The sequence below is a fragment of the Streptococcus parasanguinis genome, from assembly GCF_001069785.1.
Lineage (GTDB): Bacteria > Bacillota > Bacilli > Lactobacillales > Streptococcaceae > Streptococcus > Streptococcus parasanguinis_T.
The window spans coordinates 1-18,422 of the sequence record NZ_JVSR01000053.1 but is presented as its reverse complement, the minus strand read 5'-3'; the positions used below and the strand labels follow the sequence as shown (position 1 = coordinate 18,422).

At 45.2% G+C, this 18,422-nt stretch carries 12 protein-coding genes and 1 tRNA gene; 8 read left to right on the top strand and 5 right to left on the bottom strand.

Annotated elements, in window-relative coordinates:
- Window positions 1-56: 56 nt before the first annotated feature.
- Entirely contained in the window at window positions 57-971 is a 915-nt protein-coding gene (gene ypfJ / locus ADG03_RS04180) for a KPN_02809 family neutral zinc metallopeptidase (protein WP_049472712.1), read from the bottom strand.
- A gap of 144 nt (window positions 972-1,115) precedes the next feature.
- On the opposite strand from ypfJ, the gene rpmG reads away from it, so the two are divergent.
- From rpmG to nusG, 3 genes are all read left to right on the top strand, one after another.
- On the top strand, window positions 1,116-1,268 hold the full coding sequence (gene rpmG, locus ADG03_RS11150) for a 50S ribosomal protein L33 (RefSeq protein WP_003009043.1): 153 nt from the start codon (window positions 1,116-1,118) through the stop codon (window positions 1,266-1,268).
- A gap of 9 nt (window positions 1,269-1,277) precedes the next feature.
- The gene (gene secE, locus ADG03_RS04175) at window positions 1,278-1,454 is read left to right on the top strand and encodes a preprotein translocase subunit SecE (RefSeq protein ID WP_003002261.1); all 177 of its coding nucleotides are present in this window, start codon (window positions 1,278-1,280) and stop codon (window positions 1,452-1,454) included.
- Between the two features lie 187 nt (window positions 1,455-1,641).
- Entirely contained in the window at window positions 1,642-2,178 is a 537-nt protein-coding gene (nusG, locus tag ADG03_RS04170) for a transcription termination/antitermination protein NusG (protein WP_003002077.1), read from the top strand.
- A 249-nt stretch (window positions 2,179-2,427) separates the two neighbouring features.
- On the opposite strand, the gene ADG03_RS04165 is transcribed toward nusG, so the two are convergent.
- Together ADG03_RS04165 and ADG03_RS04160 are read right to left on the bottom strand one after the other, a co-directional pair.
- A complete protein-coding gene (locus ADG03_RS04165; protein WP_049472711.1) occupies window positions 2,428-3,183 on the bottom strand; it encodes a hypothetical protein in 756 nt (251 codons plus the stop codon).
- A 143-nt stretch (window positions 3,184-3,326) separates the two neighbouring features.
- Window positions 3,327-3,397 (bottom strand) — tRNA-Cys (locus ADG03_RS04160).
- Between the two features lie 253 nt (window positions 3,398-3,650).
- On the opposite strand from ADG03_RS04160, the gene rpsB reads away from it, so the two are divergent.
- Together rpsB and tsf are read left to right on the top strand one after the other, a co-directional pair.
- Window positions 3,651-4,433, top strand: coding sequence for a 30S ribosomal protein S2 (gene rpsB, locus ADG03_RS04155; protein WP_003016971.1), 783 nt, complete (start codon window positions 3,651-3,653; stop codon window positions 4,431-4,433).
- Between the two features lie 82 nt (window positions 4,434-4,515).
- The gene (gene tsf, locus ADG03_RS04150; RefSeq protein ID WP_003001949.1) at window positions 4,516-5,556 is read left to right on the top strand and encodes a translation elongation factor Ts; all 1,041 of its coding nucleotides are present in this window, start codon (window positions 4,516-4,518) and stop codon (window positions 5,554-5,556) included.
- A gap of 78 nt (window positions 5,557-5,634) precedes the next feature.
- On the opposite strand, the gene ADG03_RS04145 is transcribed toward tsf, so the two are convergent.
- On the bottom strand, window positions 5,635-6,105 hold the full coding sequence (locus ADG03_RS04145) for a COG2426 family protein (RefSeq protein ID WP_003002130.1): 471 nt from the start codon (window positions 6,103-6,105) through the stop codon (window positions 5,635-5,637).
- Window positions 6,106-6,259: 154 nt separating this feature from the next.
- On the opposite strand from ADG03_RS04145, the gene ADG03_RS04140 reads away from it, so the two are divergent.
- Complete coding sequence (locus ADG03_RS04140) at window positions 6,260-6,781, top strand: Dps family protein (protein WP_003001978.1); 522 nt, start codon at window positions 6,260-6,262, stop codon at window positions 6,779-6,781.
- A 69-nt stretch (window positions 6,782-6,850) separates the two neighbouring features.
- Here the strand turns inward: ADG03_RS04140 and ADG03_RS04135 are convergent, their stop codons facing one another.
- Window positions 6,851-7,468, bottom strand: coding sequence for a hypothetical protein (locus ADG03_RS04135; protein ID WP_049472710.1), 618 nt, complete (start codon window positions 7,466-7,468; stop codon window positions 6,851-6,853).
- A 240-nt stretch (window positions 7,469-7,708) separates the two neighbouring features.
- Here ADG03_RS04135 and ADG03_RS04130 point away from each other — a divergent pair, with 240 nt between their 5' ends.
- Both ADG03_RS04130 and ADG03_RS04125 read left to right on the top strand, forming a co-directional pair.
- Entirely contained in the window at window positions 7,709-14,545 is a 6,837-nt protein-coding gene (locus ADG03_RS04130) for an Ig-like domain-containing protein (RefSeq protein ID WP_049472709.1), read from the top strand.
- A 104-nt stretch (window positions 14,546-14,649) separates the two neighbouring features.
- Entirely contained in the window at window positions 14,650-18,360 is a 3,711-nt protein-coding gene (locus ADG03_RS04125) for an alpha-L-fucosidase (protein WP_049472708.1), read from the top strand.
- Window positions 18,361-18,422: the final 62 nt, after the last annotated feature.

Genomic DNA, 18,422 nt, shown 5'->3' with positions numbered 1-18,422 from the left:
CTCGATAATCCAAAAATAATTGAGAGGCTAGGACTTTTGTCCCAGCCTCTATTTGTTTAAAGTTCACTATCTGACAAGCTAAAGGTATCGCCGTGTTGGAGATCCCCGTACTGGTAGCCCCGTTTGAACCATCGCATGCGTTGCTCTGAAGTTCCGTGGGTAAAGCTATCTGGTACCGAGTAGCCGTAGGCTTGCTCCTGGAGAGTGTCGTCACCGACTGCATGGGCTGCATTCATGGCTTCTTCGATATCGCCGATATCTAGAAGATTTCGGTCTTGAATGGAGCGGGCCCAGACACCTGCTAGGTAATCGGCTTGTAGCTCAATGCGGACGCTGATGGCATTTCGTTCCTTTTCAGAAAGGCCTTGTTGCATCCGATGGTATTTGCCAAGGATTCCCAGCTCGTTTTGTACGTGGTGGCCAACTTCGTGGGCGATCACGTAGGCCATGGCGAAGTCCCCGCTAGCCTTGTATTTGGTTGTCAATTCCTTGTAGAAGCTCATATCCAAATAAATCTTTTTGTCGGTTGGACAGTAGAAGGGACCAGCCGATGCTTGCCCAACCCCACAGCCTGTCTGTGTCCGTCCGGTATAGAAGACTAGTTTGGGCTCATGGTAAGTACGTCCTTCAGCTTGAAAGACCTTGTGCCAATGATCTTCTGTTGTTCCAAGGACCTTGCTGACGAACTCGGCATCTGCATCGTCGACATGGGTCTTGTTGGTGCGCGTGACTTGGGTGGATTGGTAAGGTTGAGAAGAAGTCCCATTTCCAAAGAGACCCCCAAGGCTAGCGCCACCACCTCCTAGAAGAACCAGAAGAAGGATGAGGACGATCTTACTTTTGAAGCTCCCCGGCGATAGTAAGATCTGTAAAATGCCTCCGCCAAGATTACTATTGCCTGAAGACTGGGAGTAGCTTTGCCCTCGGCGGTCTTCGATATTTCTACTTTCTTTTAGATGATCACTTTTCATATTCGTCTCCTTTTGTTTTATTTTACCAAAAATGAGGAGAAAACCAGAGTGATAACGCTTTAGATTTGCTTTTTTCTTGACAGGAGATTTTCTGTTCTTGTCAAAACGTGGAAAACTTGCTATAATGGGGTGAACGGAGGCGTTATGGCATTAAAAAAAGCAAGTCTAGCGTGTACGGTTTGTGGGTCACGCAATTACTCCATTAAGTTGAGTGGGACGCCAAAACCAACACGTCTAGAAGTCAATAAATTCTGCAAACATTGCAGTAAGTATACCATCCATAAAGAAACACGATAGGAGAGAGTTGTGAAATTCATTAAAGATATTTTCGTCTTACTAAAAGATACAACTTGGCCAAATCGCAAGGAAAGATGGAAAAACTTTATCTCAGTGATTGAGTACACCGCTTTCTTTGTTGCATTGATTTATTTGTTCGACAAAGTCATTGCACGTGGCCTATTGCACATGATCAATTTCTTTTAAGAAAAGAAGCCAGGCGGGATCCCAAGGGTCCTGCTTTTTATGGCCTTTTCTTAAAAATAAATCAGCAAACCTCTTTGCATTCTGGCAAAATGTGGTATAATGAAGCTAGGAAAAGGAAAGCCAAGAGGCTTTTTTTAGTATGTTCACAAAAGCTCGAGCAGGCTAGACAGAAAGAAAGGATGCCCAAATGGACAGTTTTGATAAAGGCTGGTTTGTACTACAAACCTACTCAGGATATGAAAACAAGGTAAAAGAGAATCTTTTGCAACGTGCGCAAACTTACAATATGTTAGAAAACATCTTGCGCGTAGAGATTCCAACTCAAACCGTACAAGTTGAGAAAAACGGTAAAACAAAAGAAATCGAAGAAAACCGCTTCCCAGGTTATGTCTTGGTCGAAATGGTCATGACAGATGAAGCTTGGTTTGTTGTCCGGAATACCCCGAACGTTACTGGTTTCGTTGGATCCCACGGAAACCGTTCAAAACCAACTCCATTGTTGGAAGAAGAAATCCGCAGTATCTTGCTCTCTATGGGTCAAACTGTTCAAGAGTTTGATTTGGATGTCAAGGTAGGCGATACAGTTCGTATCATCGATGGTGCCTTCACAGACTATACTGGTAAGATCACTGAAATTGATAACAACAAGGTGAAAATGGTCATTTCTATGTTCGGTAATGATACGGTTGCAGAAGTGAATTTGAACCAAATTGCTGAATTGTAAAAAAGAGAGTGGGACAGCTTCAACAGTCTGGGAGACTGTTGAAGGTTGCAGATAAAGGAAACATAGTTTCCGTCAACATAGGGTATTTTTGAAGCTTAAAAAGCGAACAAAGACTTAGGATACTTGCTTCGCAAGTTCTATCCACCACCTCAAAGCAGTGCTTTGAGCACTCAACCACTGCGTCTTGCTCGACAATCCAAAAATAATTAAGAGGCTAGGACTTTTGTCCCAGCCTCTTTTTATGGATCGTTATTGATTTTTATCCAGACCGGTGATGCCTTTTAAGCGCTTGGTTTCTGCAGCAGACATAACATTAACGATCTTGTCTCCTTGTGTAGAGAAGTTAGATTCGTCCCCGTTACTATCTTTATAGACATAGCTGGTCCAACGTTCAGAACGCATAATGGCATAGGGTTTTCCGAGACGCTCGAGAGCTGTTTTTGGTGTATCGGATTTGGAAATGGCGCCAGTAGACTGGTGGTTGGCATCGCCCTCTTTTAAACGGAAGGTGATATCTGTTAGGACATTATTGTGGAAGAAAGCCATGATATCGCCATTATCTGTTACCCAAACATTAACCCCATCTCCAGGATTCGCACTGTCTGTGCTACTTACAGGTTGACCAAAGGCTGCCACCATATCATCGTAACTAGATGTTGGTTTGTCTCCACCGACTTCTTGCCCATTCACTTTCATTATAATTCCAGTGCTCAGATGGAGATTCTTGAGTTTTTCGATCTCAGGAATGGATGCAGCTCCCGGCACATATTGGAGAGAAGAACCATCATCTGGATCCATGCTGTAGCGATCTGAAAAATCATCTGAGCTACTGCTGTCTGAAGAAGTGCTAGACGATCTACTAGATGATGTTTTGGTTGAAGATTGTTTGATCGGTTTTCTAGAACTAGAAGCTGTTTTTGCTGGTTGCCCAGAATTGGCAGGTGAGCAAGCTGCTAGTGTTACTAGTGAAAGAAGGCCGATCGTAAAGAAACGAATGTTTTTCATAATGACCCTTTCTAATGTGCTTCGCCGATCAGGCGAGGTTTTATTATATCAATAATCAAGGAATGGAGCAAATGGAAACAAAAAATCCCCTATTGCTAGGGGAATTTTTAAAAGATAAAAGATGATAAAAAATTTTATTATCAAGGCGGTAGACGGATTTGAACCGACGATCAAGCTTTTGCAGAGCCGTGCCTTACCACTTGGCTATACCGCCGTAACATATAATATTGTAACCTAAAAAACAAGATAGGTCAAGAAAAACTTTTTCCTTCAAATCATTACAGATGAAGAATGCTGAAAAAATCTCTCAAATAACTTGCGAATTCTAGGGATTTCTGCTATACTTATAGAGTTGTCTAAGACAGCAAATACTCATCTCGGATCCATTGTGGCACCGTTGCCCTTGTGGTCGTGCTGCAAGTTGACGTCTGAGAGAGGAGAAAAAAACAAAAAAGGAGAAACTACTCATGGCAGTAATTTCAATGAAACAACTTCTTGAGGCTGGTGTACACTTCGGTCACCAAACTCGTCGCTGGAACCCTAAGATGGCTAAGTACATCTTCACTGAACGTAACGGAATCCACGTGATCGACTTGCAACAAACTGTAAAATATGCAGACCAAGCATACGACTTCATGCGTGATGCAGCTGCAAACGATGCAGTGATCTTGTTCGTAGGTACTAAGAAACAAGCTGCTGATGCTGTTGCAGAAGAAGCTGTTCGTTCAGGTCAATACTTCATCAACCACCGTTGGTTGGGTGGAACTCTTACTAACTGGGGAACAATCCAAAAACGTATCGCTCGTTTGAAAGAAATCAAACGCATGGAAGAAGATGGAACTTTTGAAGTTCTTCCTAAGAAAGAAGTTGCATTGTTGAACAAACAACGCGCTCGTCTTGAAAAATTCTTGGGCGGTATCGAAGACATGCCTCGTATCCCAGACGTAATGTACGTTGTGGATCCACATAAAGAACAAATCGCTGTTAAAGAAGCTAAGAAATTGGGTATCCCAGTTGTAGCGATGGTCGACACAAACACTGACCCAGATGATATCGATGTTATCATCCCAGCGAACGATGACGCTATCCGCGCTGTTAAATTGATCACTGCGAAAATGGCTGACGCTGTTATCGAAGGACGTCAAGGTGAAGACAGTGTTGCTACAGTAGAAGCTGAATTGGCAGCTACTGAAGGTCAAGCTGATTCAATCGAAGAAATCGTTGAAGTTGTAGAAGGCGACAACGCTTAATTTCATTCAATAAGTAACGAACCTAAGAGGGCAGGGCTCAGCCCGACCCTCTTATTTTATTAAAAAATATAGGAGAACAAAAATGGCAGAAATTACAGCTAAGCTTGTAAAAGAATTGCGTGAAAAATCTGGTGCCGGTGTCATGGACGCTAAAAAGGCATTGGTTGAAGTTGAAGGTGATATCGAAAAAGCGATCGAATTGCTTCGCGAAAAAGGTATGGCTAAAGCAGCTAAGAAAGCTGACCGTGTTGCCGCTGAAGGTTTGACTGGTGTTTATGTCAACGGTAATGTTGCAGCAGTTGTTGAAGTGAATGCTGAAACTGACTTCGTTGCGAAAAACGCTCAATTCGTTGAATTGGTAAACGCAACAGCGAAAGTGATCGCTGAAGGTAAACCAGCTAACAACGAAGAAGCTCTTGCTTTGACAATGCCTTCAGGTGAAACTCTTGAAGCTGCATACGTATCTGCAACAGCTACAATCGGTGAAAAGATTTCATTCCGTCGTTTTGCTTTGCTTGAAAAAACAGATGCACAACACTTCGGTGCTTACCAACACAACGGTGGACGTATCGGTGTTATCTCTGTGATCGAAGGTGGAGACGAAGCACTTGCTAAACAAATCTCAATGCACATCGCTGCAATGAAACCAACTGTTCTTTCATACAAAGAATTGGATGAACAATTTGTGAAAGATGAATTGGCACAATTGAACCACGTCATCGACCAAGATAACGAAAGCCGTGCAATGGTTGGTAAACCAGCTCTTCCACACTTGAAATTCGGTTCAAAAGCACAATTGACTGACGAAGTGGTTGCTCAAGCTGAAGAAGATATCAAAGCTGAATTGGCAGCTGAAGGTAAACCAGAAAAAATCTGGGATAAAATCATCCCAGGTAAAATGGATCGCTTCTTCTTGGACAACACAAAAGTTGACCAAGCCTACACTCTTCTTGCACAAGTCTACATCATGGATGACAGCAAGACAGTTGAAGCTTACCTTGAATCAGTAAATGCTTCAGTTATCGAATTCGTTCGTTTTGAAGTTGGTGAAGGTATTGAAAAAGCTTCAAATGACTTTGAAGCAGAAGTTGCAGCTACAATGGCAGCAGCTCTTAACAATTAAGAATAAAAAAATAAGAGGTTTCCTTCGAAACCTCTTTTTTGTATGTAAAGGACTGAAGCCGTTGCTTCAGTCTTTTGGTTAATGTGCGAAGGTATCGATTCCTAGAAGCAGGGACAGGGTTCCCATGATGAGGCCGGCTAGTATCACTCCGAGCATGACTGCGAGGCTACTGCGTTTGAAGTCCCAGTCAAGGATAGAAGCTGCAAGGGCACCGGTCCAGGCACCAGTTCCCGGAAGAGGGATTCCAACAAAGAGCAATAAGGCCCAGAAGATTCCCTTGTCTCCTGCAGCTTTTTCTAATTTCTGTCCGCCTCTATGGCCCTTATTGAGACACCAGCTAAAAAAGCCTCCGATAATTGGTTTTTTTGCCCCCCAAGTAAGAATATGGCGGGCGAAAAAGAAGATCAGAGGGACAGGGAGAAGATTTCCGATCACTCCGATCAGGAGCGCTGTCCATAAGGGAATACCATTTGCAATGGCAAAAGGGATGGCCCCGCGCAATTCAACAAGGGGCACCATGGAGATCAGGAAGGTAAAGATATATTTCATTAGTCAAGCCTTTCGATTAGTCTTCTTCATTCTATCGTATCTTTTCTCAATTGACAACTATGATCTTTTTTAATCTTTTATCTTGACTTTCTGGTGGAGGAAGCATATAATAAAGACATAGTTAATTAGAATCATTATAAAAAGGAGAAATGACATGACAACTATGAAACATGAAGCAGCTACTGATGTAGCAACTTTTGCACCTTCTAATAAAGAAACTCTTCCAGAAACAAAAGCCCTCTTGAACCAAGTCGTAGCAGATCTCTACGTCGCTCACATTGCCCTTCACCAAGTACACTGGTATATGCGTGGACGTGGCTTTATGGTTTGGCATCCAAAAATGGACGAATACATGGACAGCTTGGATGCAACCTTGGATGAAGTGAGCGAACGCTTGATCACTCTTGGTGGCGCGCCATATTCTAGCATGACTGAATTTTTGGAACACAGCAATATTGAAGAACGCCGTGGAACATTTACGAAAAATGTAGAAGAAAGCTTGACACGTGTTCTTGAAATCTTCCATTACCTTGATGGCCTTTACCAAAAAGCTTTGGATGTTACCGACGCTGAAGGCGACGATGTAACCAACGATATCTTTGTTGGGGCTAAAGCAGAACTTGAAAAGAACATTTGGATGGTGGCTGCTGAACTTGGTCAAGAACCAGGATTATAAGATCATAAAAAAAAATAGAAGCCATTGGCTTCTATTTTTTTGGTGCTTTTTCTGGTAGAAAAAATTTATTTAGGAAGGATAAATCCATTCAATGTGAGGTGCACGGTCTTTGATTTGTTTTTGTATTGTATTAAAATTGGCTCCTTCTGCATTTGAAAAATTCACCTTGTCGAGTAGTTTGTCCTTCTTATCATAAAAATAAAGAAAGCGATCTGTATAAGTAACGTCATTAGCGGAGCTAGTCTTTATTTTGTATTCTATTTTATGGATGTCGCTATATTTCATCTGTAACTGGTTTCGATATGCATTTCCAATCGTATAGATAGCATCATCAGTGATAGTGAGGAGGGGAGGCTCAATTGCTGTCATCCCATTGTAGCAGGCGATAAGTAAGAAGGAAGCGATAGAAAATCCGGTGAATACAAGAAAAAGAAAAAGAAAATCATCATTATTTCTTGAACTCGAAAGCTGAGAGGCTTCGGTATTCCTTGCGGACGTGATTTGATTTTGGGTTGAAGAGTAGTGAAGTTCTTGCCTTGAACTAGAGAAGGTCCCTTGGGGAGTTGATTTTACTTGAGAACCTGATTGGATTGCTTGAAATAGAAAAATTAAAATCATCACGATTATAGGAACGATAGAATAGGAATAAGAAATTTTTTCTTTTTTATATTCTATTTTTTCACTCATAGGTAAACCTCATTTTTTTATATTAGTTGAACCATTTTATCATATTTTTATTACGGGTAGGTAACAAATAAAGCTTGTTTCCACTAATTAAAGGAATTCTTAATCTAACTATAGTTGGAGCGAAATTGGGGCCTATCGCTCCTATTTTTTTGGTATAGTTAATATGTGATTTTCTGTAAGCGTCCGCAGGTATAAGAAAGCGCTTACAAAATAAATAGTTAATCCTAAGAGGAGGTTTTTATGGGCAAGTCTTTTTTTGAAAAGCGTCCTGTTTTTAGTATTCGTAAGCTCTCAGTTGGAGCTTGTTCTGTTGTGATTGGGCTTTCTGCCTTGGGTCTTTCAAGGGTCCATGCGGAAGAAAAGCCAGCCCTCGAAAGTGAACCGACTTCGATTGAGACACCAAGTGTTGTGACGGAAAATTCAGAAGCGGAAGTTCCTGAAGCTGGTGCAAGGGTTTCAGAAGCTCCAGCTGTCATCACCCCTACCAGAGTTGAGGAAAAGCCAGCGCCTCAAGGCGAAGGCCAGCCTGTTTCAGCTTCATCTGAGCGTACTACAGGAACGGAAGAAACTGCTGCTCCAGATCAAAATCGTGTAGCGGAGGATATTGTGCAAGATCGAGAACGTGATTTTAATAAAGATTGGTATTTTAAATTAAATGCAGCTCCTGGTGCAGAAGGGCGTCAAGTGGATGTCAAGGATTGGAAAAAATTAGATCTTCCTCATGACTGGTCTATTTTCTTTGATTTCGATCACAACTCTCCTGCTCAAAATGAAGGGGGTCAATTAAACGGAGGGGATGCTTGGTATCGTAAGACCTTCCGTTTGGACGACAAAGATCTAGAAAAGAAGGTCCGCTTGGAATTTGGCGGGGTTTATATGGATTCCAAAGTCTATGTAAATGGACAATTTGTCGGTCATTACCCAAATGGTTACAATGCCTTTTCTTATGATATTACTCCTTATTTGAATGCGGATGGAAGCGAAAATACCATCGCCGTTCATGTGGTCAATCAACAACCAAGTAGCCGTTGGTATTCTGGTAGTGGGATTTACCGGGATGTTAAGCTGAGTGTAACGGACAAGGTTCATTTAGCGCAGTATGGGACTACGATTACGACCCCTCAGTTGGAAAAACAGCAAAATGGGGCAGTGGATACGGTGGTGAAGAGCCGCATTGTCAACCAGGATGATCAAGCCCATAGTATTTATGCGGAATATGAAATTGTCGATCAAAATGGCCAAGTGGTGAGCGAAAAAACGCGCAGTGAAGCACAAGCTGTTCTAGCAGGTCAAGAGATCAACCTATCTCAAACCCTCCATGTTGAAAAACCAACCCTCTGGGATGTGAAAACGGATCATCCAGCTCTCTATACCTTGTATACGCGGGTTTATCGGGATTCGCAGTTGGTCGATGTGCAAAAGGAACGCTTTGGTTATCGCTATCTCAACTGGACGCCAGAAGGTGGCTTCTTCCTCAATGGGGTGGCGACGAAATTCCACGGAGTATCCCTTCACCATGACCACGGGGCTCTTGGAGCTGAGGAAAATTACAAGGCTGAATACCGTCGTCTCAAACAGATGAAAGACATGGGGGTCAATGCGATTCGGACGACCCACAACCCAGCCAGTGAACAAACCTTAAAAATTGCTGCTGAGTTGGGCTTGATGGTCCAAGAAGAAGCCTTTGATACCTGGTATGGTGGTAAGAAACAATACGATTATGGTCGTTTCTTTGAAAAAGATGCCACTCACCCAGAAGCTCGTAAGGGGGATACTTGGTCCGATTACGATCTACGAACCATGGTAGAGCGGGGCAAGAACAATCCAGCCATTGTCATGTGGTCAATCGGTAACGAAGTCGGTGAAGCAGATGGTTCAGACAAATCTGTCGCAACTGTTCGTCGCTTGGTCAAGACCATCAAGGACGTGGATGCAACCCGCTATGTCACCATGGGAGCTGATAAATTCCGCTTTGGTGATGGATCAGGAGGCCATGAAAAGGTAGCAGCAGAGCTTGATGCGGTTGGATTTAACTATTCAGAAGCCAACTATGAAAGCTTACGGGCGAAACATCCAAACTGGCTCATTTATGGTTCTGAAACCTCTTCTGCAACGCGGACACGGGGCTCATACTATCACCCTGAAAGAGAATGGGTCGGTAGTAACCAAGAAGACCGCCATTATGAACAATCAGACTACGGCAATGACCGGGTTGGTTGGGGTCGGACTGCAACCGCCTCTTGGACCTTTGACCGCGATCATGCCGGCTATGCAGGGCAATTTATTTGGACTGGTACGGACTATATCGGTGAGCCAACCCCATGGCACAACCAAAATGATACACCTGTGAAAAGTTCTTATTTCGGTATTGTCGATACTGCCGGCCTTCCAAAGAATGATTTTTACCTTTACCAAAGTCAATGGGTATCGGCTGAGAAACATCCGATGGTCCATCTCTTGCCGCATTGGAACTGGGACAATCCAGAATTAGCCAATCGTGTCATGGATGAAGAAGGACGGATTCCTGTTCGGACCTTCTCCAATGCCCACAGTGTGGAATTGATTGTCAATGGGGAATCACAAGGAGTGAAGACCTTTACCAAGAAGACCACAGCTGATGGCCGGACCTATCAAGAAGGGGCAAATCCGGATGAACTTTATCTAGAGTGGTTGGTCCCATATGTACCAGGTAAGGTGGAAGCTATTGCGCGCAACGAAGCGGGAGAAGTGATTGCGAAAGATCAAGTCGAAACAGCCGGCAAGGCTGCGGGTGTTCGTTTGTTGAAAGAAGAACACGCGATCGCAACGGACGGTAAGGATTTGACCTATATTACCTATGAAATCGTCGATGAAGAAGGTCGTGTCGTACCAACTGCCAATAATTTGGTGCATTTCCATTTGCATGGACAAGGCCAAATTGTCGGTGTCGATAATGGGGAGCAAGCCAGCCGTGAACGCTACAAAGCGCAGGAAGATGGCTCATGGCAACGCAAAGCCTTCAACGGCAAAGGGGTTGTGATTGTCAAATCAACTGAGCAGGCAGGTGCCTTTACTCTGTATGCAGACTCAGATCGCTTGCAATCAGACCAAGTCAGCCTCTTTACAGGTAAGAAGGACCAAGCAGAACGCACTGTATTAGGTGTGGAACCTGTTCGACAAAGTGCTTATCTAGGAGAAGAGCCAACCTTGCCAAGTAAGGTCAATGTGGTCTATAGCGATGGCAAGGCCCAAGAAGAAGCCGTTGAATGGGATGCAGCAGACTATAGTCGTGCTGGCCAAGTCCGTGTGACAGGTCATGTTCAAGGACGCACGGTCGAAGCTCTGGTCGATGTGATCGGCGTGGAACAAGTACTTCCAGTCATCAAACAAATCCCACAGGGAGCAGATCTAGCAACAGTGGATAAGGCTGTGCAATTAGTCTTCACTGATGGGACCACTGCCCACTATGAGGTCGATCAATGGACCTTGGAAGCTGGTCAAGAAGATCAATTGTCTACACCGGGAGCACGCTTGAAGGCGACAGGACTCCTAGGCAATGGGGAAACGGTCCAAGCGACACTAGTGGTTGCAGGAGGAGATGTAGCCAAGGCTAAGAAACCAATGGTTCAGATAGATGGGGTAGCCCTTCCAAAATTTGGTAGTGGCAACCATACTATTTTCCGTTCCCTCGCTTATGGTCAAGAACCAGGTCAAGTCACAGCAAGTGCAGAAAATGCTCAAGTGACGGTTCTACAAGCTAACCGCGAAAATGGTTTGAAAGCCCAAATCTTTGTGACTGCTAAGGATACGGGAGCTGTCCAGACCTATGTGGTCCAATTCCAAGAAGAAAGTCCACAGATTGAGCGCCTAGAATTGCGTCTGCCAGAAGGGCAAGAACTCAAGGAAGACCAAACAGTACCACTTGAAGTCATTGCTCATTACCAAGATGGTAGCCAGGCAAGTCTCAAAGCAGATCAAATCGATGTGGCGACAGCAGCGGGAAGTCAAGGAAAAGCAGTCGCAAGCAAGAAAGGTTTGGAATTGCGAGAAGCAGGATTGGTTCATTTACAAGCTAGCTTCCAAGGAAAAACAGGGGAATTAACCTTTACCATCACGCCAAATCCAGAAGAAAAGACAGTTGTCAAGGTGCGTCCTGTACGGATTAGTACAGATCGAAACATTTTGCCAGCTCTTCCAGAGACCGTCTTGGTCGAGTATGATAAGGGATTCCCTAAAGAAAAACGCGTGACCTGGGATGCTGTAACCGCAGATCAAGTCAAGGATTACCATAGCTTTACAGTCACCGGTCATGTAGAGGGTGTGGAAAAAGAAGCCCAAGCTCAAGTGACGGTTGAAGGCATTATCGCTGTAGAAGAAGTCAGCACTACCACTCCAGTCGGAGAAAAACCAGCCCTTCCAGAAAGCGTGCGGACCTATCACTCTAATGGTAAGACATATACTGCTAAGGTGGCCTGGGATGCGGTCGATCCGCAACTCTTGGCCAAAGAAGGAGAAGTTGTCCTAGCTGGTCGTGTAGAAGGAACGGATCTTCCAACCCGTCTTCATATTCGTGTTTCCGCAAACACAGTCAAGGGTGCCAATGTAGCAGAGCAATGGACAGGATCTGTCTTGCCACTCGCTTTTGCAAGTGACTCTAACGATGCAGATCCAGTTGCTAAGGTCAATGATAAGGTCATCTCCTTTACCGATGCTCCAGCTAACCGTTGGACCAACTGGGGCCGTGACAATGCGGAAGATTCTGTCGGTATCTTGTTTGGGGATTCTGGTATCTTGACCAAGCGAGCAGTGGATAACCTCCATGTTGGTTTCCACGAAGACCACGGCGTTGGGGCTCCAAGTGAGTATGTGATTGAGTACTATACAGGGGAACAAATCCCAACAGTTCCAAGCAATCCAAATCGTGTCAAAGACGAAACAGACCATCCATTTAACAATCCAGCCAACTGGAAAGAAGTCAGCAATCTAACCGTTGAAGAACCGGTAGCAGCTGGTAAGATGAATCATTTCAGTTTTGATAAAGTCGACACCTATGCTGTTCGTATCCGTATGAAGACGCCAGAAGGCAAACGTGGAAGCTCTATTTCAGAGATTCAGATCTTTGCCAATAAGGTTGCGGCAGAAGAAAAGAGCCAGTTGACCATTCGCGTCAATGGCGATGTATTGCCAGGTGTCAACCCAAGTGTGACCGACTACTACATCGATGCGCGTGATCGGGCTTATCCACAAGTGGAAGCGACAGCCAGCCATCACGGCCTTGCAACGGTTGTACCAAGTGTCCATGAAGGGGAGCCAATCCGTGTCATCCATAAAGCGGAAGATGGTACCATCTTACAAGAATACCGCCTCCATCTCACAAGTGATGCAGAAAAACTGAAACAAGCTGCTCCAGTAGCAGTGGAAGCAGGTAGCCGTTTTGTGAAAGTCGGTCAAGATCTGGTTCTACCATCTACCGTAGGCGTTTACTTCCAAGGGGACACAGGCTATGAACGCAAGGAACTTACGGTGGACTGGAAGCCTCTACCAGCTGATGCGCTTTCTCACGAAGGTAGCTTCACGCTGGAAGGAAAAGTCATTGGCTATGATCTGACAGCTCAGCTGACCGTCCGGGTGTCAGAAAAGACAGGAGAAAACCTCTCTGTGAACCGTGACTACAATGCAGAAGATACCAGGGCATTTGCTAGTGAAACCAATGATCTCGATCCAAATCAAATCGACTATATCGATTACATCAACGATGGAGGCTACAACGAATACTATCGCTGGACTAACTGGAAGAGAGAACCGGATCAAACTGAAGTATTTGCTGGTCTCATCTTCAAGAAAAATGGCCAGGTAACAGAGCGATTGGTCAATAAAGTAGCGGTCGACTTCTTTGCAGATCAGGAAACAGGTCTGCCAACGAAAACTGTTCTTGAACGCTACATTGGTCCAGACTTTGATGTTCCGGATGATTATGGCAATCTGAAGAATCTTCCAGATCATCCATTTAACCAGGCCTCTAACTGGGAAGAGATTCCTTATAGCTTGGATTATGACTTTGAAGCTGGCTATATCTCTAACCTCAGCTTCAATGAAACTAGAACCAAAGCCATCCGTTTAAGAATGGTCCGTGATGAACATCTAAAAGGGATCGGAATCATTGAATTGAGCGCCTATGCCCCAACAGAAGAGGCCCAGGCAACAACTGATGTCATGATCCAAGTGAATGGCAAAGACCTAGAAGGCTTTAAACCAGATGTGACAGATTATCATCTAGAGTATGAGGGAGAACGTCCAATCGTTTCAGCACAAGGCAAGAATGGAACAGCCGTTACGGTCGTGGATGCTAAAAGTGCCAATGTCCCTGTTCTTGTCAAGGTTGTCTCAGAAGATGGCAAGCTCAAAAAAGTATATCAACTTTCTCTCTCCGCAAAAGCACCTACAGGCTCCGCCATTCCTGAAGAAGGGGTTAAGAATCTGGTTCATACCAAACCAGAGTTGGTGATTGAGCCAGAAGAGATGGACTTTGAACGCTTAGAACGTCCAAATGCGGATCTTCCAAAAGGTGAGAAACGTGTGGTTCAAGAAGGTCAAAAAGGCCGCAAAATGCGCTTGGTGGAAGTTTCTCAAGAAAATGGTGTGGAAAGCCGGAAGGAACTAGATGCCTTTGTAGAACTAGATCCAGTGGCAGAGATCACAGAGGTGGGCACGAAAGAGGTACTTCCAGATACTCCACAACCAGAGCCACAGCCGCAACCGCAGCCAGAACCACAACCGCAACCAGAGCCACAGCCACAACCACAACCGCTTCCGAACCCAGAGCGCCCTCATGTTTCAGAAGGACCAGTAGCTATCGCAACTCCTCAAGCATCTCTTGAGGTCAAAGCGGTGCGCCAGGAAGGGATAGATGCAGCAGGGAAGGAAGTCGAGAAAGAAACTCAAACACCAGCAGTTTCAGCTGCTCCAGTTTCCGAAGGTAGATTACCAAATACAGGAACGGAAGAAAGCGTCGCAAGCCTCGTTGCTGGAATCCTAGCGGCAGGCCTTGCTAGTGCTGTGTTGGACGATCAGAAAAAAAGAGCCAAAAAGGCCAAATAAAACAGCTAGAGAAACTAGCAAAAAACGGTGAAAAGTTCACAGGTAAAAAGAAGGAGGATGGGGAAGCCCCACCCTCTTTACCTGGTGACATAAAGGAATAGAATATGGGAAAAAGATTAGTTGATCAGAGAAATCGATTTGGCATTCGTAAACTCTCAGTAGGCGTCTGCTCTGTAGTCGTAGCGACTTGTTTTTTGGGAGTGACTACCAGTTACGCAGGGGAACAAGCTGAGAGGAGTGAAACTCGTGAAGAACGGGTTGAAACAAGCAATGCAGGAGATCAAGGAAAGGAGGAGAAAACTGTGAACGAGCACCAAGAAGAATCAGAACAGCCCTCAGTAGCTACTAGTGAGAAAGAAAATCGCACAGTCAGTCAAGGGACAGAAGCAAGCCAACCAGCCACTTCTCTAAACGAGGAGACTGAGATTGCGGATTACGGACCACTTCCAAGCAAGGCTCAGATGCAATACCACCGCGAAGAACTAGCAGCTTTCATCCACTTTGGGATGAATACCTACTACGATCGTGAGTGGGGAGATGGGCAAGAAGATCCTTATTATTTCTATCCAGAGCATCTGGATACCGATCAGTGGATCAAAACCCTGAAAGATGCTGGCTTTAAACGGACGATCATGGTCGTCAAGCACCACGATGGCTTTCTCTTGTACCCTTCCAAATACACCGACCATACCATTGCCAAAAGTGGTTGGAAGGAGGGAAAAGGTGATGTCCTAGCCGAGGTTTCTGCTTCTGCCAGTAAGTATGATATGGACATGGGAGTCTATCTCTCTCCTTGGGATGCCCACAGCCCGCTCTACCATGTGGATACAGAGGACCAATACAATGAATACTATCTCAACCAGCTTAAGGAAATCCTTGAAGATCCAAAATATGGGAACAAGGGTAAGTTCGTAGAAGTCTGGATGGATGGAGCGCGTGGCGATGGGGCTCAAAAGGTCACCTATACCTTTGACAAGTGGTTTGAAGCCATTCGCAAGGCCCAAGGGGATATAGCTATCTTCTCAGCTGAGCCGACCAATGTTCGTTGGATTGGAAATGAAAAGGGGATTGCCGGAGATCCGGTTTGGCAAAAGGTCAATCCAGATAAGATCCGCAACAATCCATCCAACAGCTACCTCAATCACGGGGATCCGGAAGGGAAGCAATACTCAGTGGGAGAAGCCGATGTCTCTATTCGCTCCGGCTGGTTCTACCATGACAATCAAGAGCCTAAGTCCTTGCGCGAATTGATGGACATTTACTTCAAATCGGTCGGCCGTGGAACTCCACTCTTGCTCAATATTCCACCCAACCAAGACGGAAAATTTGCGGATGCCGATGTGGCCCGTTTGAAAGAATTCCGTCAGACCTTGGATCAACTCTATAGTGTGAACTATGCGGCAGGAGCTTTGGTAGAAGCTGACTCGACACGACGCAACTCTCTCTACAAGGCCAGTCATTTGACAGATGGCGATGAAAAGACCAGTTGGGCACCTGCAGATGATGCCAAGACCGGCTCTTTTGTTCTCGATCTTGGAAAAGAACAGCATTTTGATGTGGTAGAGCTTAAAGAAACCATCGAGAAAGGCCAACGGATTTCTGGCTTCACCATTGATGTGGCTGTGAATGGCCAATGGGTTCCATATGGGGCTGGCTCAACTGTAGGATACCGCCGATTAATCAAAGGGCAACCAGTTGATAGTCGCTATATCCGGGTGTCCATCACCGATGCCCAAGCTACTCCAATCTTGAACGGAGTCTCTGTCTATAAGACGCCAGCCAGCATTGAAGAAACCGATGGCTATCCGCTTGGTTTGACTTATCATTCCGACCGGACAGCAGAGCGGGCCAATGGCCAGTGGAATGAAGAGGGAGAAGGCGTTCGAGGCACCTCTATGTGGACCAAAGAAAAGGGAGCTTCGGTGACCTATCAGTTTGAAGGCACTAAGGCCTATGTGATCGCAACTGTCGACCCTGGTCATGGGGAAATGGATGTCTATGTCGATGGCCAAAAGCTAGCGACCGTCAATACCCAAAGCCCAAGCCGCAAACGTAGCCAAAAGGTCTATGAAACACCGGATTTGACAGCAGGATCTCACACCTTGACCTTGGTCAATAGCAAGGGAGATGCGATCGCAACGGAAGGGATTTATGCTCTCAATAACCAAGAAAAGGGTCTCTTTGAATTTGCTCAGCCAACCCTAGCTGTTAAGAAAGGCGACCCAGCGCAAGTCGTCGTCAAGAGAAAAGGTGGCTCTAAAGGAAGTGCCAGTCTCAAATTAATCACAGAACCAGGAACAGGGGTTCATGGCAAGGTCTACAAAGATACCAACGTCACCCTTGAGTTCGCAGATGGAGAGACGGAAAAAACAGTCCAAGTTCCAACCCTTGATTTTGCAGGAAAAGCGACCGACGTCTATGACTTTAAGGTCAAATTGCTCCATCCGGATCAAGGAAGTCTGGTCGGCTTTATTCCAGAACTGACAGTCCAAGTGATGAATGAAGACCAGTTGCCAGAAAATCGCAAAGAAGTAGATGACCAAGATCCAAAACTGCATTACAGTGAGGGTTGGCAGCACGAGACAGACAATCCAAACTTCTCAAATGGCACAGAATCTTGGTCTAGCTTTAACCAAGTGACCGATGAGGAAGGCAAGAAACACATTGAAGTGACCATTACCTTTAAGGGCACAGGTATAGAGGTTCGAGGAGTAGTCGACCCAAGTCATGGTCTCTACAGCGTCACCTTGGATGGAAAAGAAATGGCCTTCGAAGAAGGTCGGGGCCATGATTATGAGATCGACGGCGATCATTATTTCAGTGGCTACGGAGATCAACGCAAGCTCGACCAGAGTTTGGTCAATATGCAAGGCCTAGCAAAAGGCTACCACCAGCTACGCTTGCATCTGGATCCAGCTCTCAATGACCCTCAGTCATCTAGAGCCATCCAGGTGGACCGATTTGTCCTCTCAGGGAAAGATAGTCAGTTGCTCAGTCAAGAAGAGCTACAACAGATCATCAGAGAAGGAGTAGAAAAGATCAAGGCTACTTCTCTCGATCGCTTGAAAGCAGACCTCAAACCGACGGTTCAAGGACAATTGACGGACTTGACTCAGTTGTTGGATCAAGAGCGCCCAGATTTGGTTGTTGCAGCCAATCAAGTGGAAGCCCTTGAAACCATCTTAGAAGATACTCACAATTATGAACCGCTGACGCAGACACGACCAGAAGAAGGTGTTCGGGATTTGATTCTTGAAAAGCCAGAACTTCTCATCGAAGCGGAGGAGATTCCATTTGAGAGTCAAACACGTGAGAACAAGGACTTGGCCAAGGGCGAAAGCCGGATCCTTCAAGCAGGGAAGGTCGGACGCCGGCTGAAATTGATCGAAGCCCGACAAGAAGAAGGCAAAGAAATTCGGACAGAAGTCGATGCCTTTGTCGAAGTGGAGGCCCAGGACCAGATCACAGAAGTCGGAACGAAGGAAGCGGAAGAAAGTCCATTGATAGCTGATATGCCGACTCCAACCACTCCTGTCACCCCAAGTAAGGTGCAACCAGAAGTTATGACTCTTTCTCAAGCTGAAGACAAAAAAGAAAAAGGAAGACCTGTTCTCTTGCAACCGAAAACCCCAGAAGCAATTTCTGTTTCGACTTCAGACCATCCGGAAAAAGAAGTGGTTAAAAGTCCTTCTCTACAATCGGAAGGAAAACTTCCTCAAACCGGTACAAAAGAAAGTGGATTGTTTGCTTGGTTAGGCCTTCTTGGTCTAGGATTCTTGGGCGGAGGCGCCAAATTCGCTCGTCGCAAAGAGTAGCTCCTTCTTCGCATAAGAGGCTGGGACAAAAGTCCTAGCCTCTCAATTATTTTTGGATTGTC

What these genes read in the sequence shown, in the direction of transcription:
- ypfJ (WP_049472712.1), bottom strand. Translation starts at nt 971, where the DNA reads ATGAAAAGTGATCATCTAAAAGAAAGTAGAAATATCGAAGACCGCCGA.
- rpmG (WP_003009043.1), top strand. Translation starts at nt 1,116, where the DNA reads ATGGCATTAAAAAAAGCAAGTCTAGCGTGTACGGTTTGTGGGTCACGC.
- nusG (WP_003002077.1), top strand. Translation starts at nt 1,642, where the DNA reads ATGGACAGTTTTGATAAAGGCTGGTTTGTACTACAAACCTACTCAGGA.
- ADG03_RS04165 (WP_049472711.1), bottom strand. Translation starts at nt 3,183, where the DNA reads ATGAAAAACATTCGTTTCTTTACGATCGGCCTTCTTTCACTAGTAACA.
- rpsB (WP_003016971.1), top strand. Translation starts at nt 3,651, where the DNA reads ATGGCAGTAATTTCAATGAAACAACTTCTTGAGGCTGGTGTACACTTC.
- tsf (WP_003001949.1), top strand. Translation starts at nt 4,516, where the DNA reads ATGGCAGAAATTACAGCTAAGCTTGTAAAAGAATTGCGTGAAAAATCT.
- ADG03_RS04145 (WP_003002130.1), bottom strand. Translation starts at nt 6,105, where the DNA reads ATGAAATATATCTTTACCTTCCTGATCTCCATGGTGCCCCTTGTTGAA.
- ADG03_RS04140 (WP_003001978.1), top strand. Translation starts at nt 6,260, where the DNA reads ATGACAACTATGAAACATGAAGCAGCTACTGATGTAGCAACTTTTGCA.
- ADG03_RS04135 (WP_049472710.1), bottom strand. Translation starts at nt 7,468, where the DNA reads ATGAGTGAAAAAATAGAATATAAAAAAGAAAAAATTTCTTATTCCTAT.
- ADG03_RS04130 (WP_049472709.1), top strand. Translation starts at nt 7,709, where the DNA reads ATGGGCAAGTCTTTTTTTGAAAAGCGTCCTGTTTTTAGTATTCGTAAG.
- ADG03_RS04125 (WP_049472708.1), top strand. Translation starts at nt 14,650, where the DNA reads ATGGGAAAAAGATTAGTTGATCAGAGAAATCGATTTGGCATTCGTAAA.